Annotated in this window: 20 protein-coding genes and 1 pseudogene; 17 read left to right on the top strand and 4 right to left on the bottom strand. The window is 38.0% G+C overall.

The features are described 5' to 3' along the window. Positions 1-161: pseudogene (locus HMPREF9078_RS12170) on the top strand (glycosyl hydrolase family 5); the annotation flags it as partial. A gap of 71 nt (positions 162-232) precedes the next feature. Here the strand turns inward: HMPREF9078_RS12170 and HMPREF9078_RS07050 are convergent. Then, positions 233-835: a M15 family metallopeptidase gene (locus HMPREF9078_RS07050; protein ID WP_009420009.1), complete on the bottom strand. Its 603-nt coding sequence runs from the start codon at positions 833-835 to the stop codon at positions 233-235. Between the two features lie 77 nt (positions 836-912). On the opposite strand from HMPREF9078_RS07050, the gene smpB reads away from it, so the two are divergent. Both smpB and HMPREF9078_RS07060 read left to right on the top strand, forming a co-directional pair. Beyond that, positions 913-1,368 (top strand): SsrA-binding protein SmpB, encoded by a 456-nt coding sequence (gene smpB, locus HMPREF9078_RS07055; RefSeq protein ID WP_009417836.1) that lies wholly within the window; start codon positions 913-915, stop codon positions 1,366-1,368. A 75-nt stretch (positions 1,369-1,443) separates the two neighbouring features. Next, positions 1,444-1,926, top strand: coding sequence for a hypothetical protein (locus HMPREF9078_RS07060; protein WP_009420010.1), 483 nt, complete (start codon positions 1,444-1,446; stop codon positions 1,924-1,926). Positions 1,927-2,083: 157 nt separating this feature from the next. On the opposite strand, the gene lysA is transcribed toward HMPREF9078_RS07060, so the two are convergent. Next, positions 2,084-3,280, bottom strand: a complete 1,197-nt coding sequence (gene lysA, locus HMPREF9078_RS07065) for a diaminopimelate decarboxylase (protein WP_009420011.1) — start codon at positions 3,278-3,280, stop codon at positions 2,084-2,086. A gap of 730 nt (positions 3,281-4,010) precedes the next feature. Between lysA and rpmB the strand changes: the two genes are divergently transcribed. The 4 genes from rpmB (at position 4,011) to ftsY (ending at position 5,686) form a co-directional block, all read left to right on the top strand. Next, on the top strand, positions 4,011-4,247 hold the full coding sequence (gene rpmB, locus HMPREF9078_RS07070; RefSeq protein WP_002672544.1) for a 50S ribosomal protein L28: 237 nt from the start codon (positions 4,011-4,013) through the stop codon (positions 4,245-4,247). A 17-nt stretch (positions 4,248-4,264) separates the two neighbouring features. Beyond that, positions 4,265-4,447 carry a 50S ribosomal protein L33 gene (rpmG, locus tag HMPREF9078_RS07075; RefSeq protein ID WP_002672545.1) on the top strand — a complete coding sequence of 61 codons (183 nt, stop codon included), beginning with the start codon at positions 4,265-4,267 and terminating at the stop codon, positions 4,445-4,447. A 10-nt stretch (positions 4,448-4,457) separates the two neighbouring features. After that, positions 4,458-4,610 (top strand): DUF4295 domain-containing protein, encoded by a 153-nt coding sequence (locus HMPREF9078_RS11670; protein WP_002672546.1) that lies wholly within the window; start codon positions 4,458-4,460, stop codon positions 4,608-4,610. Positions 4,611-4,723: 113 nt separating this feature from the next. Next, the gene (ftsY, locus tag HMPREF9078_RS07080) at positions 4,724-5,686 is read left to right on the top strand and encodes a signal recognition particle-docking protein FtsY (RefSeq protein WP_009420014.1); all 963 of its coding nucleotides are present in this window, start codon (positions 4,724-4,726) and stop codon (positions 5,684-5,686) included. 39 nt (positions 5,687-5,725) lie between these two features. Here ftsY and HMPREF9078_RS07085 read toward each other — a convergent pair whose 3' ends face one another. Both HMPREF9078_RS07085 and HMPREF9078_RS07090 read right to left on the bottom strand, forming a co-directional pair. Then, complete coding sequence (locus HMPREF9078_RS07085; RefSeq protein ID WP_009420015.1) at positions 5,726-6,760, bottom strand: ferredoxin--NADP reductase; 1,035 nt, start codon at positions 6,758-6,760, stop codon at positions 5,726-5,728. Then, entirely contained in the window at positions 6,757-8,235 is a 1,479-nt protein-coding gene (locus HMPREF9078_RS07090; RefSeq protein ID WP_009420016.1) for a S41 family peptidase, read from the bottom strand. Before HMPREF9078_RS07090 ends, HMPREF9078_RS07085 begins: the two co-directional genes overlap by 4 nt. A gap of 422 nt (positions 8,236-8,657) precedes the next feature. On the opposite strand from HMPREF9078_RS07090, the gene mutL reads away from it, so the two are divergent. From mutL to HMPREF9078_RS07140, 10 genes are all read left to right on the top strand, one after another. Next, positions 8,658-10,496 carry a DNA mismatch repair endonuclease MutL gene (gene mutL, locus HMPREF9078_RS07095; protein WP_009420019.1) on the top strand — a complete coding sequence of 613 codons (1,839 nt, stop codon included), beginning with the start codon at positions 8,658-8,660 and terminating at the stop codon, positions 10,494-10,496. 80 nt (positions 10,497-10,576) lie between these two features. Next, a complete protein-coding gene (locus HMPREF9078_RS07100) occupies positions 10,577-11,353 on the top strand; it encodes a rhomboid family intramembrane serine protease (protein ID WP_009420020.1) in 777 nt (258 codons plus the stop codon). A 41-nt stretch (positions 11,354-11,394) separates the two neighbouring features. Then, the gene (locus HMPREF9078_RS07105) at positions 11,395-12,168 is read left to right on the top strand and encodes a DUF695 domain-containing protein (protein ID WP_009420021.1); all 774 of its coding nucleotides are present in this window, start codon (positions 11,395-11,397) and stop codon (positions 12,166-12,168) included. A 39-nt stretch (positions 12,169-12,207) separates the two neighbouring features. Further along, positions 12,208-12,600 (top strand): hypothetical protein, encoded by a 393-nt coding sequence (locus HMPREF9078_RS07110; RefSeq protein WP_009420022.1) that lies wholly within the window; start codon positions 12,208-12,210, stop codon positions 12,598-12,600. Continuing rightward, positions 12,600-13,661, top strand: coding sequence for a chorismate synthase (gene aroC / locus HMPREF9078_RS07115; RefSeq protein WP_009420023.1), 1,062 nt, complete (start codon positions 12,600-12,602; stop codon positions 13,659-13,661). Before HMPREF9078_RS07110 ends, aroC begins: the two co-directional genes overlap by 1 nt. An 18-nt stretch (positions 13,662-13,679) precedes the next feature. After that, complete coding sequence (locus tag HMPREF9078_RS07120) at positions 13,680-14,612, top strand: DNA adenine methylase (RefSeq protein ID WP_009420024.1); 933 nt, start codon at positions 13,680-13,682, stop codon at positions 14,610-14,612. Beyond that, the gene (locus HMPREF9078_RS07125) at positions 14,596-15,435 is read left to right on the top strand and encodes a type II restriction endonuclease (protein WP_009420025.1); all 840 of its coding nucleotides are present in this window, start codon (positions 14,596-14,598) and stop codon (positions 15,433-15,435) included. The genes HMPREF9078_RS07120 and HMPREF9078_RS07125 overlap by 17 nt, the downstream gene beginning before the upstream one ends. Positions 15,436-15,440: 5 nt before the next feature. Further along, on the top strand, positions 15,441-15,971 hold the full coding sequence (locus tag HMPREF9078_RS07130) for a hypothetical protein (RefSeq protein WP_009420026.1): 531 nt from the start codon (positions 15,441-15,443) through the stop codon (positions 15,969-15,971). A gap of 3 nt (positions 15,972-15,974) precedes the next feature. Continuing rightward, positions 15,975-16,772, top strand: a complete 798-nt coding sequence (locus tag HMPREF9078_RS07135) for a site-specific DNA-methyltransferase (protein WP_009420027.1) — start codon at positions 15,975-15,977, stop codon at positions 16,770-16,772. Then, the gene (locus HMPREF9078_RS07140) at positions 16,769-17,845 is read left to right on the top strand and encodes an AI-2E family transporter (protein WP_009420028.1); all 1,077 of its coding nucleotides are present in this window, start codon (positions 16,769-16,771) and stop codon (positions 17,843-17,845) included. The genes HMPREF9078_RS07135 and HMPREF9078_RS07140 overlap by 4 nt, the downstream gene beginning before the upstream one ends. Positions 17,846-18,102: the final 257 nt, after the last annotated feature.

Here is an 18,102-nt window from a genome sequence, read left to right on the forward strand (position 1 = left end):
CTTATTTGTGGATTAACGGAGGAGGTGGCTCTGATGGTGAATGTAATATGGGAGCCCCCGCAGCGGGAAAGCCTTATCCTGAATATACAAGACACTTGGTGCAAAACGCTATAAGAGTAAAGAGTATAGAGATTTTGGAAGTACCTCAAAACTTAAAATAGTCGTAGTACGACAAGCAATTAGAAACTTTGGCAAAGTGTGTTAAGAGTCGTAGCACGACAGAAGAGACATTTTATTTACATTGCCATTGGAAGTCTTCGACTTTAGATTGCATTTCGGGGCGGTACTCATAGTGCCACCACTCTGAGAAAATAGATTTAAAGTTATATTTGTTGAGTACATCCTTCAACAACTTGCGATTCTCAAGTACCTTTTTAGGGAGGGTCGTGCAAGTGTGATGTGCTTTTTTACCAAAGAAATCAAAAGGAGTACCCATATCTAATTCCTTGCCTTGTGCATCTACAAGGGTAAGATCGACAGCAGCCCCGCGATTGTGTTTAGAACCTTTCGCGGGGTTTGCTACGTAGTGGGTACCTGGAAGTATCTTCCACATCTTTTTCTGTACCGAAAGCGGTCGGTAGCAGTCGAACAATTTAATGCGGTATCCCAACGATTTAAACTCTTCATTAGCTTTTACCAAAGCCTTTGCAGTACTCTTGCGGAGATAACACTCACCACAATCATATACTGCTTGTTTGAGGAAATTATCGGGGGTGGCGTATTTCATATCGAATACAAAGTCATCAGAAAGGCTTCTGAGGAGCACAAAATCATTCTGCTGTGCTAAAAGTGAGGACACTGATAATAATGTAAAAAGTTGTAAGAGGTATTTCATAAGAGTGATTTTTGGCAAAAGTAGAAAAAAACTTAAAAAAAGCTTGCTATCTGTAACAAATTTACTACTTTTGTGCTATGATTCAGAAAACAGTACAAATACTCAACAAACGGGCGAAATTTGAATATGAAATCCTCGACAAATACACGGCGGGGATTGTGCTCGTGGGTACCGAGATAAAGTCTATCAGGTTAGGAAAGGCTTCTATAGCTGAGAGTTTTTGCGAGTTTAACGATAAAGGAGAGCTTTTCGTAATCAACTCTACCATTGAAGCATATGACTTTGGCACCTATTACAACCACCGCCCCAAAAGCGAACGCAAACTGCTTTTGCAGAAAAAAGAACTACGCAAACTCAATAAAGAAGTGAAAAATAGCGGGCTTACTATTGTACCACTTAAACTCTTTATTAACGAAAAAGGTTTGGCTAAAATGGATATAGCCTTAGTACGCGGTAAGAAATTGTACGATAAACGCGAAACTATTAAAGATCGTGATAACAAGAGAAACTTGGATAGGCTGATGAAGAAGTAAGTCCTCACCCCGTTCCTTTCTAACAAGGAGAGGGGCAAACTGTGAATTAATTATTAACAATTAATCATTAGATAAGTGTATAGAGATTTTAAAGAACTCCCCGATGATGCCCGTGTGTGGGTATACCAATGCAACCGTAGCTTTACAGAAGAAGAGCAAAAGCAACTGCATACACAATTAGAAGAATTTATAAACCACTGGATGGTGCACGGTAAGGATTTGCTATCATCATTTGAATTGCGCTATAACCGATTTATAGTTATAGGAGCATTACCCGATGCCCACGGTGTAGGAGGTTGTTCTCTTGATGCTTTAGCGCACTTTATTCAAGAGCTTGAAGCCCAATACAACGTTACATTGCTTGACCGTATGAATGTGAGTTACCGTCAAGGTGAACACATCGCCTATAAAAACCTTGCCGATTTCAAAAAAATGGTAAAAGAAAAAGCAGTATCGGCACAGACTATAGTGTTCAACAATTTGGTGAATACTAAAATAGAATACGAAGAGAATTGGGAAGTGCCTTTGGAAGATAGCTGGCACAACCGATTTTTATAGTGCGAGTTGTACAGGCAATAAGTGCGAGCCGCACAGGCAATAAGTGCGAACCACACAGACAATAAAAGAAGTATGAACTTTGCCAAAATCTGAAACTTTGGCAAAGTGTAGCGATGCAAATGCGATTTTAAGACTTTTCGGACAGCCTTTTTTATTGTTAATATATCTGTCCTCTTAGTAAGTCTTCGAAGGTTTCTGCCTTTCTGATAAGTTTAGCTTCCCCATTCTGCCACAATACTTCTGCTGGACGCAAGCGTGAATTGTAGTTGCTCGCCATAGTGTAGCAATAGGCACCTGCATTGTGAAAGCACAATATATCGCCCTCAGTAATCTCAGCTATTTGTCGGTTGGAGGCAAAAGTATCGGTCTCGCATATATACCCGACTACTGAATAGAAACGCTTCTTACCTTCGGGGTTAGAAATGTTTTCGATATAATGATTAGCCCCGTAGAACATTGGTCGGATAAGATGATTGAAACCAGAGTCAACGCCTGCAAATACCGTAGAAGTGGTTTGCTTTACTACATTCACCTTTACTAAAAAGTAGCCTGCTTCACTTACCAAAAACTTACCAGGTTCGAAAGCTAATGTAAGGTTGCGACCGTACTCCTTGCAGAAATCAGCAAAGCGACTGCTGAGACGTTCGCCCAACTCTTCTATATTGGTTTGTATATCTCCCTCTTTATAAGGCACTTTAAAGCCACTGCCAAAGTCGATAAATTGTAAATCCTTAAAGTGTTTAGCGGTTTCAAAGAGTATTTCGGCAGCGTAAAGAAACACATCAATATCTAAAATATCACTACCTGTGTGCATATGAATACCGTTGATGTGCATCTTTGTATTCTGGACGATACGCAAGATATGCGGTATTTGGTGAATGCTAATACCAAACTTACTATCGATATGCCCTACCGAAATATTGCTATTACCGCCTGCCATCACGTGTGGATTGATACGAATACACACTGGTATCTCAGGGTGTTGTGTACCAAACTGCTCCAAGAACGAAAGATTATCGATGTTGAGCTGTACTCCTAAGCGCATAGCCTCCTCGATTTCGTCCATTGAGACACCATTAGGCGTAAAAATAATTTGCTGAGGGTCAAAACCTGCCAGCAATCCCAACTGTACTTCCTGAATAGAAACGGTATCGAGACCAACACCCAAGTCCTTCATCAATTTCAAGATAGAAATATTAGAAAGGGCTTTCATTGCATAGTTGATGCGCAACTTGGGTACTGAGGCAAAAGCATTGGTAAGTCGGTTATATTGAGAAGCAATCCTCTGGGCATCATATACATATACAGGGCTACCGTAAGTATGTGCTATGTTTAATAAATCGTTTATTTTCATTGAATATACTGTTGTTTAAATGATTATAGGGCACAAAAGTACAAATAATTAGCAAAATGGCAAATAATACTAATAATACCAGAAATGCCAATAATACCAAATTAATGATAAATGACGGTGTGAGCCACACAGGCGGGTGCGAGCCGCACGGGCAGATAAAATTAGTAAATGAGTCAATTAGCAAATTAGCAAATGGGGTGGGAGAATAAAATAATGTAGAAAGAAGCCTTATTTAATGATTAATGGTTAATGATTAATTTAGGAGAAGCTTATAGGAAAGACGAACAAAAGACGGTGCGAGCCACACAGGCAGTCGTAGCACGACAGGCAGATAATGAAAAGACGAACAAAAGACGAACAAAAGACGAAAAAAAGCCGAACAAAAGACGAACAAAAGACGAACAAAAGACGAACAAATGACGAACAAATGACGAACAATGAACGAAGATAAGATAAAGCTAAGGTTGAAATAAGAGGAAGGTTATTAGTAGAATTCATACTGCAACGGCGAAGGGTATATGAAGACGGGGTTGTTTTATGTGTAAAAAGTAGTAGTTTTCAGATATATAAATAAGAATCTCAACTCGATTAAACACCTGGAATACAGTATATAATAAATTAGTATTCACAAAAATAATCTGAAAAAAGAGAAAAAAGTTTTGCTGTTTCAAAAAATAGTTATACCTTTGCGCCCTGAATATAAATAACACATTAATAAATAGAGAAAAAAATGGCAAGAGTTTGTGACTTAACAGGCAAAAAAGCATTGGTGGGCAACAATGTGTCACACGCAATGAACAAAACTAAACGTAAATTCAATGTAAACCTCCGTACGAAACGTTTCTTCATTCCAGAAGAGAATCGTTGGATTACCCTAAAAGTATCGGCAACTGCGATTAAAACTATCGACAAGAAAGGTATCTATGCAGTGCTTAAAGAAGTAGAACGTAACGGATATATTAACTAATTTAAAAGAATACTAAAATGGCTAAAAAAGGAAATAGAATTCAGGTTATTTTGGAGTGCACTGAGCACAAAGAGTCTGGTTTACCAGGAACTTCACGTTACATCACTACCAAAAACAAAAAAAATACCCCAGATAGATTAGAGCTTAAGAAGTTCAACCCTATCCTCAAGAAAGTAACTGTTCATAAAGAAATTAAATAATTAAAACATTATGGCAAAGAAAACAGTAGCAACCTTACAAGGTAAATCTAAGAAGCATACTAAAGCTATCAAAATGGTGAAATCACCTAAAACAGGTGCTTATACTTTCGTAGAAAGCGTAATGGCTCCTGAGCTCGTTGATGAATTTTTGAAGAAGAAATAATTAAATTTTCTCTATTTTTATCATATTTAAAAAAGCTGTCGTGAGACGGCTTTTTTGCATATATAAACTTTTTTACTACCTTTGCACTCATATCCTAAAATATACAATAAGCTATGGCATTGCAATTTCTGAAAAATATCTTTTCAAAAGAAAAGAAAGAAACCTTAGATAAAGGCTTGGAGAAATCTAAAAACAGCTTCTTTGACCGCTTAGGGAAGGCTCTCGTTGGGAAATCGAAAGTAGATGAAGAGGTGCTCGATGACCTTGAAGAAGTGCTTATTGCCAGTGACGTAGGGGTGAATACTACTCTTAAAATCATTGACCGTATAGAGGCTCGTGTGGCTAAAGACAAGTACTTAAATACTTCTGAACTGAATACTATCCTTCGTGAAGAAATAGCAGGACTTCTATCAGAAACCCATACAGGAGAAGCAACAGACTTTACTTTACCTACTGACAAAAAGCCTTATGTGATGATGGTTGTAGGGGTGAACGGAGCTGGAAAAACCACTACTATTGGCAAGCTAGCAAGTCAGTTTACTAAAAAAGGCTTGAAAGTAGTATTAGGTGCTGCTGATACTTTCCGCGCCGCTGCGATTAACCAGCTACAAGTGTGGGCAGACCGTACCGGAGTGCCAATGATTAAACAGCAGTTAGGTAGCGACCCTGCTTCGGTAGCCTATGATACCCTTAGTTCGGCGGTAAAACAAAATGCTGATGTAGTAATTATTGATACGGCAGGACGCTTGCACAACAAAATCAATCTAATGAACGAGCTTTCTAAAATCAAGCGCGTGATGCAAAAAGTAATTCCTGATGCTCCTCACGAAGTGCTGTTAGTACTCGATGGTTCTACTGGACAAAATGCCTTTGAGCAAGCTAAAGAATTTACCAAAGCCACTGAAGTAACCGCTTTGGCTGTTACTAAATTGGACGGTACCGCCAAGGGGGGTGTGGTAATAGGCATCTCTGACCAATTTCAGATTCCTGTAAAATACATAGGAGTAGGAGAAGGTATAGACGACTTACAAATTTTTAACAAATATGAGTTCGTAGATTCTTTCTTTAAAGAATAACAACTTCAAAACTAAAATGAGTAATTGATTAACATTATACTAAAAGCGAACCTTTATTGTATCGGTCATCGCATAAGCTTGGCAAGTAAGAATATAGCCTTGCGATACTTCTTCTTCGCTGAGGGTTTCATTCTTCGCCATTTTGGCTTCTCCCTCCTCTACCCTACCAATACAGCTACTACACACGCCGTTCAAGCAAGAGTAAGGTGCATCGTAGCCACGTAAGAGTGCCGAACTGAGAAGGGTTTGGTTGCGCGCACTCTCAAAGCAGTGCGTCTGTCCGTTAAGTTCAAGAGTAATGGCGACTTTTCCTTGTAGGGTGCTGTAATCTATCTCAGCTGGCGATGCCTCAAAAAGCTCTGTAAAAATGCGGTCTTTATCTATCCCTCTTAACAAGAGTATCTCACGGAGGTTTTTCACCAATTCCGTAGGGCCACAAGCGTAGTAACGCCCCCAATTGAAATCTTTGTATTTAGCAAAAATCTCGTTTACTATCCTATCGTTGATGCGCCCCGTATAGTGGTCGCCCCAAGGCTGCTGACTGAAAGCGTAGTGGACTAAAAAGCGTTCGGGGTACTGAATGCGGAGGGCTTCTATTTCATCAAAAAACAAAGCTTCCTCTTTAGACTTATTACAATAGACGAATACTACCTTGATATTCGTTTTAGACAAGGCTGTTTTGGCAATGCTCATCATAGGGGTTACACCACTCCCTGCCGAGAAGAGCATAATATCGCGGTTGCCAAAGATGTCGTAGAAGAATACGAAAGAACCCTTAGGTGGCATCACTTCTAATACATCACCCGCTTTGAGTTGGGTCGTCGCATAGGTAGAGAACACACCATTAGGCACGCGCTTTACGGCTACGCTCAGTTCACTTTCGTTCACTCCAGAGCAAATAGAATAAGCACGACGCACCTTTTCTCCACCAATCGTTTGTTGGAGAGTAAGGTATTCGCCAGCTTCGAAGTGAAATACTTTCTTCAATAACTCAGGTACTTCAAAGGTAATCATTACCGATGAAGTAGTAAGTTGTGTGATTTTAGATATAGTTAGTTCGTAAAATCGATTCATTTGTACATTTCGTTCAAGCCAAAATAGCCAGAGGTAGAAGTACCAAGCTTCTTAAAGTAAAAAGTTTCTTTCGACGCTGATCTCGAAGCTCTTCCGGCAACATTCCCTGTAATTTCTTGTAAGGTGCGTGCCAAAATAGGTTCAGTTTCGTCGCCTAATACCCCTAAATCATTTACAATCTCACTAATCTGGATATTAGGTTCTAAGCCATTTACGTAATCACCTACGCCTTTGGCGTTTTCTATCTTCATTACCAAGGGTTGCATCGCCCATTTGTGCTTAGGGTTTTTAACTTTTCGTTGCTTATCGGTAAAGTCGTAAACAGTCACCGAGCCTTGGTTTTTACCCACTGTGGTTTCACCCACTTGCACTACATCTATGTAGGCTTTAAGACCATTGATAACCAATTCACTGGCTGAAGCTGTCTCGTCCGAAGTAATTACGTACACTTTATTAAGGCGCAAACTATTGATAGCTACCTGTCGGCTACCTTTTACCATATTAGATGTAAAATACTCACGTTCATTCCCTTTAAAAGGTTGCAACTTGCTATTCCATTTTTCTATCGCAAACACCTGACCGTTAAACTGACCTGTAATCATCGATGCTAAGTAAGTAGCCGAATCGACACTTCCTCCTCCATTGTAGCGCAAATCAAGAATTAAGTCAGTAGCTCCCTGTGCTTTAAAATCTGCAAAGGCATCGTTCAGTGCCTCATCAAAATCAGCTGTAAAGGCATTGTACATCAGGTAAGCTATTTTCTTTCCTCCCTTATTGAATACTTTATGAATGAGTACAGGGTTTTCAGGCGTTTGAGCTTGGTGCAATGTGAACGATTTTTCAGTAGGAGTTGCTTTGCCATTTACAATTCTATAGGTTGAAAACGAAATAGTAGCGGTATTTTGCAACAGTTGAAGATAATTAGAACGGTTAAGTGATTGCCCGTTGATAGTGGTTATCAAGTCCCCCCGTTGCAAACCTTGTTGTTCTGCCTCCGATTTAGGCACTACATAACGCACTACAGCATAAACTCTAGTTTTTGTTTCGTCTACAAAACCAAAAGCGTAGTTTATACCCACACTGGCAGTAATCCCCTTAAAATGATTTTCGAGCTCAGTGTAATCATCTGTTATATAACTAAAACGGTCTATTTGTTTATATTTATTAAGCAACCCATTATAGAAAAGGTCTTCAGGATCGCTAAAACTCTTTAAGAATTGAGTATAACTCTTATTTTTATCTGCTTTGGTATCAGCCAAACTACCAAAACGGTTGTTTTGCAAGTTAGGCACATCGGCTTGCCACAAATAATACGTGTTAAGCCCCTTCCAAATAAAATCGCGTACGCGCAAATCGGTATCGTTACCGGTATAGTCAGAGCCCGTAAAAGATACCTCATTGCCATTAGTAACAGGTTCTTTAGCACAAGATAACAAGCTGATAGCTATGAATATAGAGATAAACAAGTGTTTCATATTGAAAATAATTTTCCACAAAAGTAATACTTTTTTTATATTTGCACAAATTTTGTACCAGATAAGAAGTAAAACTAAATACCGATGCGTGAAGTGTGAAAAACAAAATTTTCTGTTTTACAGCATAAAAAGTAGCTCTTTTTTTCAACTAAAATAGAAGACTCCTTCGGTTTTCATACGCTTATTGTTCGTTCATTGTTCGTCATTCGTTCATTTGCCCGTGCGGCTCGCACCGTCATTTGTTCGTCATTTGTTCGTCATTTGTTCGTCTTTTGTTCGTCTTTTGTTCGTCTTTTCTTTATCTGCCTGTCGTGCTACGACTGCCCGTGCGGCTCGCACCTGCCTGTGTGGCTCACACTGCCCGTCGTGCTACGACCTCGCACTTTACCTTTTATCTTTTACCTTTTACCTAAATAGATAGAATGTCAGATATTATAAAATTACTCCCCGATCACGTAGCCAACCAGATAGCCGCTGGCGAAGTGATTCAGCGTCCCGCCTCAGCAGTCAAAGAGCTGATGGAGAATGCTATCGATGCCGGTGCTACCGAAATAAAACTGCTCATCAAAGACGCAGGCAAAACCCTCGTGCAGGTGATTGACAACGGTGTGGGAATGAGTACTACCGATGCGCGTATGGCTTTCGAGCGTCACGCCACCTCCAAAATACAAAAAGCAGAAGACCTTTTCCATTTGCAAACTAAAGGTTTCCGCGGGGAAGCCCTTGCCTCCATAGTGGCAATTGCGCACGTAGAGATGCAAACCAAGCGCCCAGAGGACGAGTTGGGTACCGAAATACACATCGAAGGCAGTAAGATTACGCGCCAAGAGCCCTGCGTATGCCCTACTGGTACGAGTATTGCGATGAAGAACCTCTTTTTCAACATTCCAGCGCGTCGCAACTTTCTAAAATCAGACACGGTGGAATTCCGTCATATACTCGATGAGTTTCACCGTGTTGCCTTGGCACACCCTGCAATTCATTTCTTTTTGTACAACAATGGCAACGAGCTGTTCAACCTGCCAGCTACCAATTTCCGCCAACGCATTGTACATCTTTTTGGAAGCAAAACCAATGAAAAGTTAGTGCCTATCATCGCCGAAGACACACCTTTGGTGCAAATCAGCGGATTTATCGTAAAACCTGAGTATTTAGCAAAGACTAAAAACTTACAGTTTTTGATGGTCAATCATAGGTTTGTGAAAAATCAATACCTCAACCACGCAATTGCCTCGGCTTACGAAGGTCTTATCCACACCGACCAGAAGGCGGAGTATTTCATCAGTTTGGAAGTAGACCCCACAACTATCGACATCAATATTCACCCTACGAAAACCGAAATTAAGTTTGAAGAAGAGCATAGTATTTATGCCTTACTGAAGTCGGCAGTAAAACACAGTTTAGGTCAGTTTAATATTGCTCCTACGCTCGATTTTAGTAAAGACCCTACTTTCGATATTCCTTATAACTACAAGGATAAAACCCCAGAGTTTCCTAAGATAGAAGTAGACCCCAATTTCAACCCATTTAAAGAAGAATATGTAAGCCGAAGCAGTGGAAGTGATAGCCATAGTAATTTCGGCTCTTACAGCAAAAAAGCACCTACGTGGGAGAGTTTGTACACGGGCATTGAATCTTCTATTAATACTTCAAACCCTGAAACTATCGTGAGTTCTCTCTTTGAAACCGAACCTACACGAAGCCAAGGTAAGAAAATCATTGCTTTGGCAAAGAAATACCTTATAACTACTTTGGAAGGAGAGCTTATTATCATCAATATCAACAGGGCGCACCAACGCATCTTGTACGAAGATTTTATGAAGCATCTGCAATCCACCCATAGTGCAAGTCAGCAACTGATGTTCCCCTACGAACTGCCTTTTGCACCACACGAATTGGAAGTGATTGCACAACTGCGCGAACTCTTTGAGTGCAGTGGCTTTATGTTTACCTTAGAAACCGACAAGATTGTAGTAAGTGGGATTCCTCTGCACCTTACCGATAGTGAGATTCCTAATATTTTCAACGAACTCTTGCAACAGCATATAGAGGCATTACCCTCTACCGAAAACACTCAGAAAGAAGCCTTTGCTAAAGCTTTATGCAAGAGCTTAGCTGTAAAAACCGGACAAGTACTCAGTGAGGAAGAACAAGAAACTTTGATAAATAATTTGTTTAGTTGTCAAGAAGTATTAATTTCGCCTTTTGGAAAGCGAATTTATTACAACCTTTCAGTAAATGAAATAGAAAACCTATTTTAAATGCGAGTTGGATAGGCAATATAAGCATTATGAACATTGCTAATTAACCAATCTCTAACAACTAATAACTAAAGACTAAAATGGACAGAATATCTAAAACAGTACTACATCTAATTATTATCAATACGATAGTATTAATACTTACCGCATTGAATGAAAAAGGACTATTTTTACCTCAAATAAATATAGTTGGTTCTTTTGCCTTACATTATTTTGAGAATCCTAACTTTCACTGGTGGCAATATATCAGCTATATGTTTATGCACGCTGATTTTACACACCTGCTCTTTAATATGTACGCTTTATGGGCATTCGGGACTCCCTTAGAGAATATATGGGGGCGCAATAAGTTTCTATTCTTCTATTTCTCTTGTGGCGTAGGAGCAGCCTTACTTCATACGGGAGTAAATTACTACTATGTACATCACACCCTCGATGCTCTTGGCAGTATGGGAGTTACTATGGAAGATTTAATAAACACTGTCAATACTAATTCTTATCCCCGCGTGTGGACTGAAGTGGCTTCAGTCGATGCTATTAATAATATGGGGTCTACTTTCGCAAGTACTACCGTAGGCGCTTCAGGTGCTATTTATGGTATATTAGTGGCTTTTGGAATGTTCTTCCCCGATGCCAAACTGATGTTGTTCTTTATCCCCTACCCTATAGCGGCTCGTTATTTTATCCCTTTACTCGTAGCCTTAGACTTAATAATGGGATTTGTGGGAGGAATTACTATTTTTGGTGGTAATATCGCTCACTTTGCACACGTAGGAGGGGCTCTCATAGGCTTCCTAATTATGTTGTACTGGAAAAAGCACAACTTTGATAAGAATAGATGGGACAGAAGATTGTAAAGAGCCTTTAAGTAGAATCCTATTTTTTAATAACAAATGATATGCAAAATATTCAAATTCCAGAAAACTGGACTGTCTATATCGGCAGATTAGAAGATAACCCCGCTGTATTCCGCCTCAATTTAGGATTAGAGGAAATTGCTCCTATCACCCAATACCCTCAAAGCGTACGCCTTACTTTTGAGCTAAAAGAACCTGATGAAAACGGTTTTTCAAATAACCGAGAACGTGACTTCCTCTATACGATAGAAGATGAAGAAGTAATGCCTTTGCTTAATGAAAGTGATATCTTAGCGGGTATTGTCACTTATCAAGGCACTATCACGTGGTATTTTTATACCGAAAATACTTCTGATTTAGAAAAACGCTTGCAATCAGTAGTAACCAAACACCTTGATTATAGTACTCAAATCAAAACTACTGACGATACTGATTGGAAGATTTACTTTGAGTTTCTTTTCCCTAATATCTACGAAATGCAAAGCATTCACAATAGTAATTTGCAAGAACATTGTGAAGAGGCAGGCGACCACACCGACCAAGAGCGCCCTATTGAACACTGGTTGTATTTCCAAACTGAAAAGGATATGAATAGTGCTATTACAAAAGCTGAATCCTTAGGCTTTTTAGTATATAACAGAGGTAAAATAGAGCCCGAAGAGGGTGAAGACCCTAATGAAGATTTAGGTTACCGCGTTATCCTCAGTAAAGTAAATAGTGTAGACAACATCGACCCCGATACGTGGGACTTGATAGACCTCGCTCTCGATACTCACGGCGAATACGACGGCTGGGAAACAGTTTTAGTTAAGTAAAAATAATTAACCATTTATCATTAAACATTAATCATTATTTTGAACTTAGAATGTAAAAAAACAATTGTAGAGAAAAGTGCTAAAGACCTCTTTGCACTTTTAGAAAATGTAGCTAATTTTGAACGACTGATGCCTGATAATATTAGTAAGTTCCAAATGCTCAGCGAGCAATCCTTTGTGTTTGCACTAAAAGGAATGCCTGAAATTTCTTTAGAAAAGAAAAGTAGTACTCCCAGCAGTCAGTTAGTATTAGGTGAAGCAAAAGGTAAGATTCCTTTTCAGCTTACTGCCAATATTACGGAAGTATCGAACAATGAGAGTGAGGTACAACTACTTTTCGAGGGCAACTTCAACCCCGTAATGGCAATGATGGTAAAGACACCTATCAGCAAGTTTATGGAGACCTTAGTAACCAAAATGAAAGAATTATAATGGCTGGAAATAGTATAGGTACACTCTTTAGGCTCACGACCTTTGGTGAATCGCACGGCGAAGCCTTAGGAGGAATTATAGACGGCTGTCCACCTAATATAACCTTAGACTTTGAAGCCATACAGCACGAACTCGACCGTCGAAAACCTGGGCAGTCAGCGATTGTTACGCAACGCAAAGAGGGAGATAAGGTACGCTTTCTTTCGGGTATTTTAAACGGTAAAACCACTGGTACTCCTATTGGTTTTATCATTGAGAACGAAAACCAGCATTCAGCTGACTATGCCCATATAGCCGAGGTATACCGCCCCAGCCACGCCGATTATGTATATCAACAGAAATACGGTATACGTGACTATCGTGGAGGCGGTCGCTCGTCAGCGCGTGAAACAGCTTGTCGAGTAGTAGCAGGAGCTATTGCAAAACAGATACTGAAAGGAGTACAAATTACCGCTTATGTATCAAGTGTAGGTGAGCTTACCCTTACCAAACCCTATACCGAACTCAATTTGGCAATAACCGAAACTAATGCCGTACGCTGTCCCGACCCTACCTTAGCGGAACAAATGGAAGCCTACATCAAAGCCATTCGTAAGGAGGGTGACACCGTAGGCGGGGTAGTAAGTTGTGTAGTAAAAGGTGTACCCATAGGTTTAGGTGAACCTGTATTCGATAAGCTCCACGCACAGCTTGGCAAAGCAATGCTCTCTATCAATGCGGTTAAAGGCTTTGAATACGGCAGTGGTTTTGCAGGTACTGCAATGCGCGGTAGCCAGCACAACGACCTTTTTAACCCCGATGGCACTACCCAAACCAACTATTCAGGCGGAATACAAGGCGGTATCAGCAACGGTATGGATATTTATTTTAGAGTAGCTTTTAAGCCCGTAGCTACTCTTATGCAAGAGCAACCCGCACTCGATACACACGGCAACATCGTAACAATGCAAGGTAAAGGCAGACACGACCCTTGTGTAGTACCTCGTGCAGTACCTATTGTCGAGGCTATGACCGCAATCGTATTATTAGATTTTTGGTTGATTAGTCATCAAAAAAACTAATGACTAAATATATTAGGAATGAGAGAAAATATAAATTATATTGCCAAGCCTTTTTTGAAATGGGCAGGAGGCAAAACACAACTCATAGAACAGATTAAAAACAACTTACCTAAGATTGTTTTTAAAGAGAAATTCACCTACATAGAACCTTTTGTAGGGAGTGGTGCTGTGTTATTTTGGTTGCTCAGTGAGTTTCCTAATATGAAAAAAGCAGTTATCAATGATATTAACAAAGAATTGATAGATACTTATAGAACCATTGCTGAAAATCCTGAACAGCTAATTGCTATTCTTAATAGTCTGCAAATAGAATATCACGCTTTAGAAGACCAGCAAGAGGCTAAAAAGGCGTACTATTACCAAAAAAGAGCTTTATTCAATAGCAAATGTGAAGAAAAGGTAATGCAATCAGCTCTATTTATATTCTTAAATCGCACTTGTTTTAATGGTCTGTATCGAGTAAACAGTAAAAATGAGTTTAATGTACCTATAGGTAGCTACAAGCGTCCTATGATTTGTGATAAAGAGAATATTTTAGCAGTAAGCAAGGCTTTGCAAAAGGTAGAAATTATTTGTGGAGACTTTGAGCAAACTATTCATTATACCAAAGAAAATACTTTATTTTATTTCGACCCTCCCTATAAACCTTTGAGTGAAACCTCTAATTTTAATGCTTATGCAAAAGATAATTTTGATGATAGTGAACAAATTCGCTTAAGAGATTTTTGCCATAAACTCAATAATTTGAATCACTATTGGATATTAAGTAACTCCGACGTAAGAGAAAAAGATAAAAATAATCGTTTTTTTGATGAACTATATGCCAATTTTGAAATAAGAAGAGTTTTAGCCAAAAGAAGTATCAATGCCAATCCTAAAAAACGAGGGATACTAAATGAATTATTAATTACCAATAACAACCAATTTGAAAAATATGAAAGAGCAGTTTAAAACATTTCTATCACAACTTAGCGAAACCAATGCAACCCTTGATTATTTTGTAGATTTCAAAAAAGTTATAAGAAATGTTAGTAAAATAGCTATAAAACTCAATCAACTGAACTATCTCATAGGAAAAGAAGACTTAGAAAAGGCTATAAATAATCTTTATGAGGAAAATCCAAAAGTATTTGAAGTACTGGATATTTTAATTGCGGTGCGTAAAGACAAAGGCACAAAGACATTTGATAACAATGGTGAAATAGTTTTATTAGATAGTTATTTCACTTCTCCCAAGAGAGTTTTTGAGTATATTTGTGAAACAGGATTGGCAGAAGTCTTTAAACATAAGGAGGTTACTAATTTAGTAGATTATGTTTTTGGAATTGAAGTAGGCTTAGATACCAATGCTCGTAAAAATAGAGGAGGAGATAATATGTCTAAGGCTGTATCATTACTTTTTGACAAGGAAGGAATATATTATAAAAAGGAAGTAAATAGTAATTTGTTTCTTGATATAGAAAGTCTTGGTGTTGATGTAAAGCGTTTTGATTTCGTTATTAAGACAAAGAGAAAAATCTATTTAATAGAAACTAATTTTTACAATACAGGAGGTTCAAAACTTAATGAAGTTGCAAGAGCTTATTCAGAAGTGGCTCCTAAAATCAATCAGTATGAGAATTACGAATTTGTTTGGATAACCGATGGACAAGGTTGGCTTTCTGCAAAAAACAAATTAGAGGAAGCCTACAATACTATTCCAAGTGTTTATAACCTTACGACCTTAAGTAAGTTTGTTGAAAAAGTAAAAAAAGAAGAAACTATTAAATTTTAAAAAATATGGCTATTAGACAAGATAAATCAATTTCATCAAATATCCCTTCTATTGATAATATTAATGATAAAACTTCATTAAGAAAATATATCTTAAATATATGGATAAATGAAAAACCAAATCAGAAGTATAGATATTTCGTTGAAAATCTAAATAATGGACAAAAAAGAATATATCTTGAAAGACCTGGTAAATTAAATAAGGGATGTGATTTTATTATTTATATAGAAAATCACATCCTTTATAAAAATGGTAATGACAAACCTCCTGCTCATAATTTTATCATTAATGATTTATCTAATAAAAAAAGTAAACTTTCTCCAAAAGAATGGCTTTCATTACTTAAAGCAATAGAATCAATTTATAATTGTGATCCATTTAATACATCTTTTATTTTTTGTAATAATTTACCTAATATAGAAGAATCTTATGAGCTGATTTTAAAACTTCTGAGATGGTTATTCATAGAACAAGATATTACATATTGGTCTGGAAAAGGAAGAAAAATGTTGTATGATGAAATTTTAAAATTATAACAAATGCTTACCCCCTATTTCAAATCCCAAGACAAATCCTTCTACCTCCTTCACGGAGATACGATGGAGCTGTTACCACAGTTTCATCGTAAGTTTGATATGGTTTTTGCTGACCCTCCTTACTTTTTATCAAACGGAGGGCTTACTGTAAATAATGGTGAGATTGTAAGTGTTAATAAAGGAGATTGGGATAAACCAAAAGGGATAGCATTTGTAAATGATTTTAATAGACAATGGCTTACTTTAGTACGCGAAGTGATGAAAGAAAATGCTACTATTTGGATTAGTGGTACAATGCATAACATCTTTTCAATAGGACAAATACTTACTGAATTAGGCTTTAAAATACTTAATATTATTACTTGGGAGAAAACCAATCCACCCCCTAACTTTTCTTGTAGGTACTTTACTCATTCTACAGAGCAAATCATTTGGGCAAGAAAAGAAGAAAAAACGCCTCATTACTTCAATTACGAACTAATGAAAGAACTGAATGGCAACAAGCAAATGAAAGATGTATGGCGTTTCCCCGCTATTGCTCCTTGGGAAAAGTCGTGTGGCAAACACCCTACTCAAAAACCCTTATCAGTACTTACAAGGCTTATTTTAGCTTCTACCAAACCTAATGCTTGGATATTTGACCCTTTTACAGGTAGCTCTACTACAGGTATTGCAGCTAATTTGTTAGGTAGGAAGTTTGTAGGAATTGATAAAGAACAAGACTTTTTAGAACTGAGTAAACTTAGAAAATTAGAAATAGAAAATAAAGAGATATTTGTAAAATATAAAAACCGTTTATGAACTCAAAAGAAATAGCAAATGGTATATTGCGTGCCGTAGGGATTATTGTATTGGTAGCCTTAGGGCTCTACACCCTTTACTTACTACAATCTATTATCATTTACCTCATTGTATCGTTGGTACTGACATTGATGGGCAAACCTCTTATACAGTTTTTTTACAAAAGGCTGAAGATAAAAAACCGAACCTTATGTGTGGTTCTTACAATGTTATTGTTCGTGGTATTGAGCCTTGGGGTATTCAGTTTATTTATCCCTTTGCTTATTTCGCAAGGTAAGAACCTCTCAAGCCTTAATATAGACTTGCTAAAGGACAACCTCGACGCCCTCTTCCACCAAACTCTCAGTAAGGTTGGACTTCAGAGAGAAGATTACTCTTTTGGAGTACAAGAGATGTTGAATTTTATCGATATTCCTAACTTCCTAAACTCTTTTATCTCGTTTATCAGTAGTTTTGGGGTAGGATTCTTCTCGGTACTTTTTATTACCTTCTTCTTTATGAAAGACGGTGACAGAATACTTATCGCATTGCTTTCTATTTTCTCTCCTAAACGCAAACGCAAACTTAAAACCTCTATTTTCAAAATAAACAACCTATTGTCGCGTTATTTTGTAGGATTAATGCTACAGCTTACTATTCTTTTTATAATTTACACCATAGTATTGCTTATTTTCGGAGTAGAAAATGCTTTTATCATAGCCCTTTTATGTGCTTTACTGAACCTTATTCCTTATATAGGCCCAATGATAGGTTTTATACTAATGGCTTTGCTTACAATGAGTAGCAACCTACAAAACGATTTTATGACGGTAAGTCTGCCTACTACTATCTATGTGTTGATAGGGTTTATAATAGGTCAGTTTATTGATAATTTCTTCTCTCAACCGCTTATTTTCTCTAATTCAGTAAAATCTACAGCCTTAGAGATTTTCCTCATTACCCTTATCAGTGGTACGCTTTTCGGGATAACAGGAATGGTAGTGGCTATTCCCGCCTATACGGTACTGAAGGTAGTGTTAAAAGAATTTTTCCCGAACAACAAGATTGTAGAACTTCTCACTAAAAACATATAGCTATGAACCCTCTAGCTCTCTTCATTTTAAATTAGACAAATGGTGAAAAACTCCGATTTTTAGGAAGAGAATGAACTAACAAATGACGGTGTGAGTCACACAGGTAGTCGTAGCACGACAGGCAGATAATCAAAAGACAAATAATGAATGAACGAACAAAAGACGGTGCGAGCCGCACGGGCAGGCGTAGCACGACAGACAGATAATGAAAAGACAAATAATGAATGAACGAACAAAAGACGAACAAAAGACGAACA

The sequence above is a fragment of the Capnocytophaga sp. oral taxon 380 str. F0488 genome, from assembly GCF_000318255.2.
Taxonomy (GTDB): domain Bacteria; phylum Bacteroidota; class Bacteroidia; order Flavobacteriales; family Flavobacteriaceae; genus Capnocytophaga; species Capnocytophaga ochracea.

Excerpts from the sequence above, each read along its gene's own strand:
- smpB (WP_009417836.1), top strand. The coding sequence starts at position 913 with ATGATTCAGAAAACAGTACAAATACTCAACAAACGGGCGAAATTTGAA.
- HMPREF9078_RS07130 (WP_009420026.1), top strand. The coding sequence starts at position 15,441 with ATGGCTATTAGACAAGATAAATCAATTTCATCAAATATCCCTTCTATT.
- lysA (WP_009420011.1), bottom strand. The coding sequence starts at position 3,280 with ATGAAAATAAACGATTTATTAAACATAGCACATACTTACGGTAGCCCT.
- HMPREF9078_RS07140 (WP_009420028.1), top strand. The coding sequence starts at position 16,769 with ATGAACTCAAAAGAAATAGCAAATGGTATATTGCGTGCCGTAGGGATT.
- aroC (WP_009420023.1), top strand. The coding sequence starts at position 12,600 with ATGGCTGGAAATAGTATAGGTACACTCTTTAGGCTCACGACCTTTGGT.
- HMPREF9078_RS07105 (WP_009420021.1), top strand. The coding sequence starts at position 11,395 with ATGCAAAATATTCAAATTCCAGAAAACTGGACTGTCTATATCGGCAGA.
- HMPREF9078_RS07085 (WP_009420015.1), bottom strand. The coding sequence starts at position 6,760 with ATGAATCGATTTTACGAACTAACTATATCTAAAATCACACAACTTACT.
- HMPREF9078_RS11670 (WP_002672546.1), top strand. The coding sequence starts at position 4,458 with ATGGCAAAGAAAACAGTAGCAACCTTACAAGGTAAATCTAAGAAGCAT.
- ftsY (WP_009420014.1), top strand. The coding sequence starts at position 4,724 with ATGGCATTGCAATTTCTGAAAAATATCTTTTCAAAAGAAAAGAAAGAA.
- HMPREF9078_RS07135 (WP_009420027.1), top strand. The coding sequence starts at position 15,975 with ATGCTTACCCCCTATTTCAAATCCCAAGACAAATCCTTCTACCTCCTT.
- HMPREF9078_RS07120 (WP_009420024.1), top strand. The coding sequence starts at position 13,680 with ATGAGAGAAAATATAAATTATATTGCCAAGCCTTTTTTGAAATGGGCA.
- HMPREF9078_RS07090 (WP_009420016.1), bottom strand. The coding sequence starts at position 8,235 with ATGAAACACTTGTTTATCTCTATATTCATAGCTATCAGCTTGTTATCT.
- rpmB (WP_002672544.1), top strand. The coding sequence starts at position 4,011 with ATGGCAAGAGTTTGTGACTTAACAGGCAAAAAAGCATTGGTGGGCAAC.
- rpmG (WP_002672545.1), top strand. The coding sequence starts at position 4,265 with ATGGCTAAAAAAGGAAATAGAATTCAGGTTATTTTGGAGTGCACTGAG.
- mutL (WP_009420019.1), top strand. The coding sequence starts at position 8,658 with ATGTCAGATATTATAAAATTACTCCCCGATCACGTAGCCAACCAGATA.
- HMPREF9078_RS07125 (WP_009420025.1), top strand. The coding sequence starts at position 14,596 with ATGAAAGAGCAGTTTAAAACATTTCTATCACAACTTAGCGAAACCAAT.
- HMPREF9078_RS07100 (WP_009420020.1), top strand. The coding sequence starts at position 10,577 with ATGGACAGAATATCTAAAACAGTACTACATCTAATTATTATCAATACG.
- HMPREF9078_RS07050 (WP_009420009.1), bottom strand. The coding sequence starts at position 835 with ATGAAATACCTCTTACAACTTTTTACATTATTATCAGTGTCCTCACTT.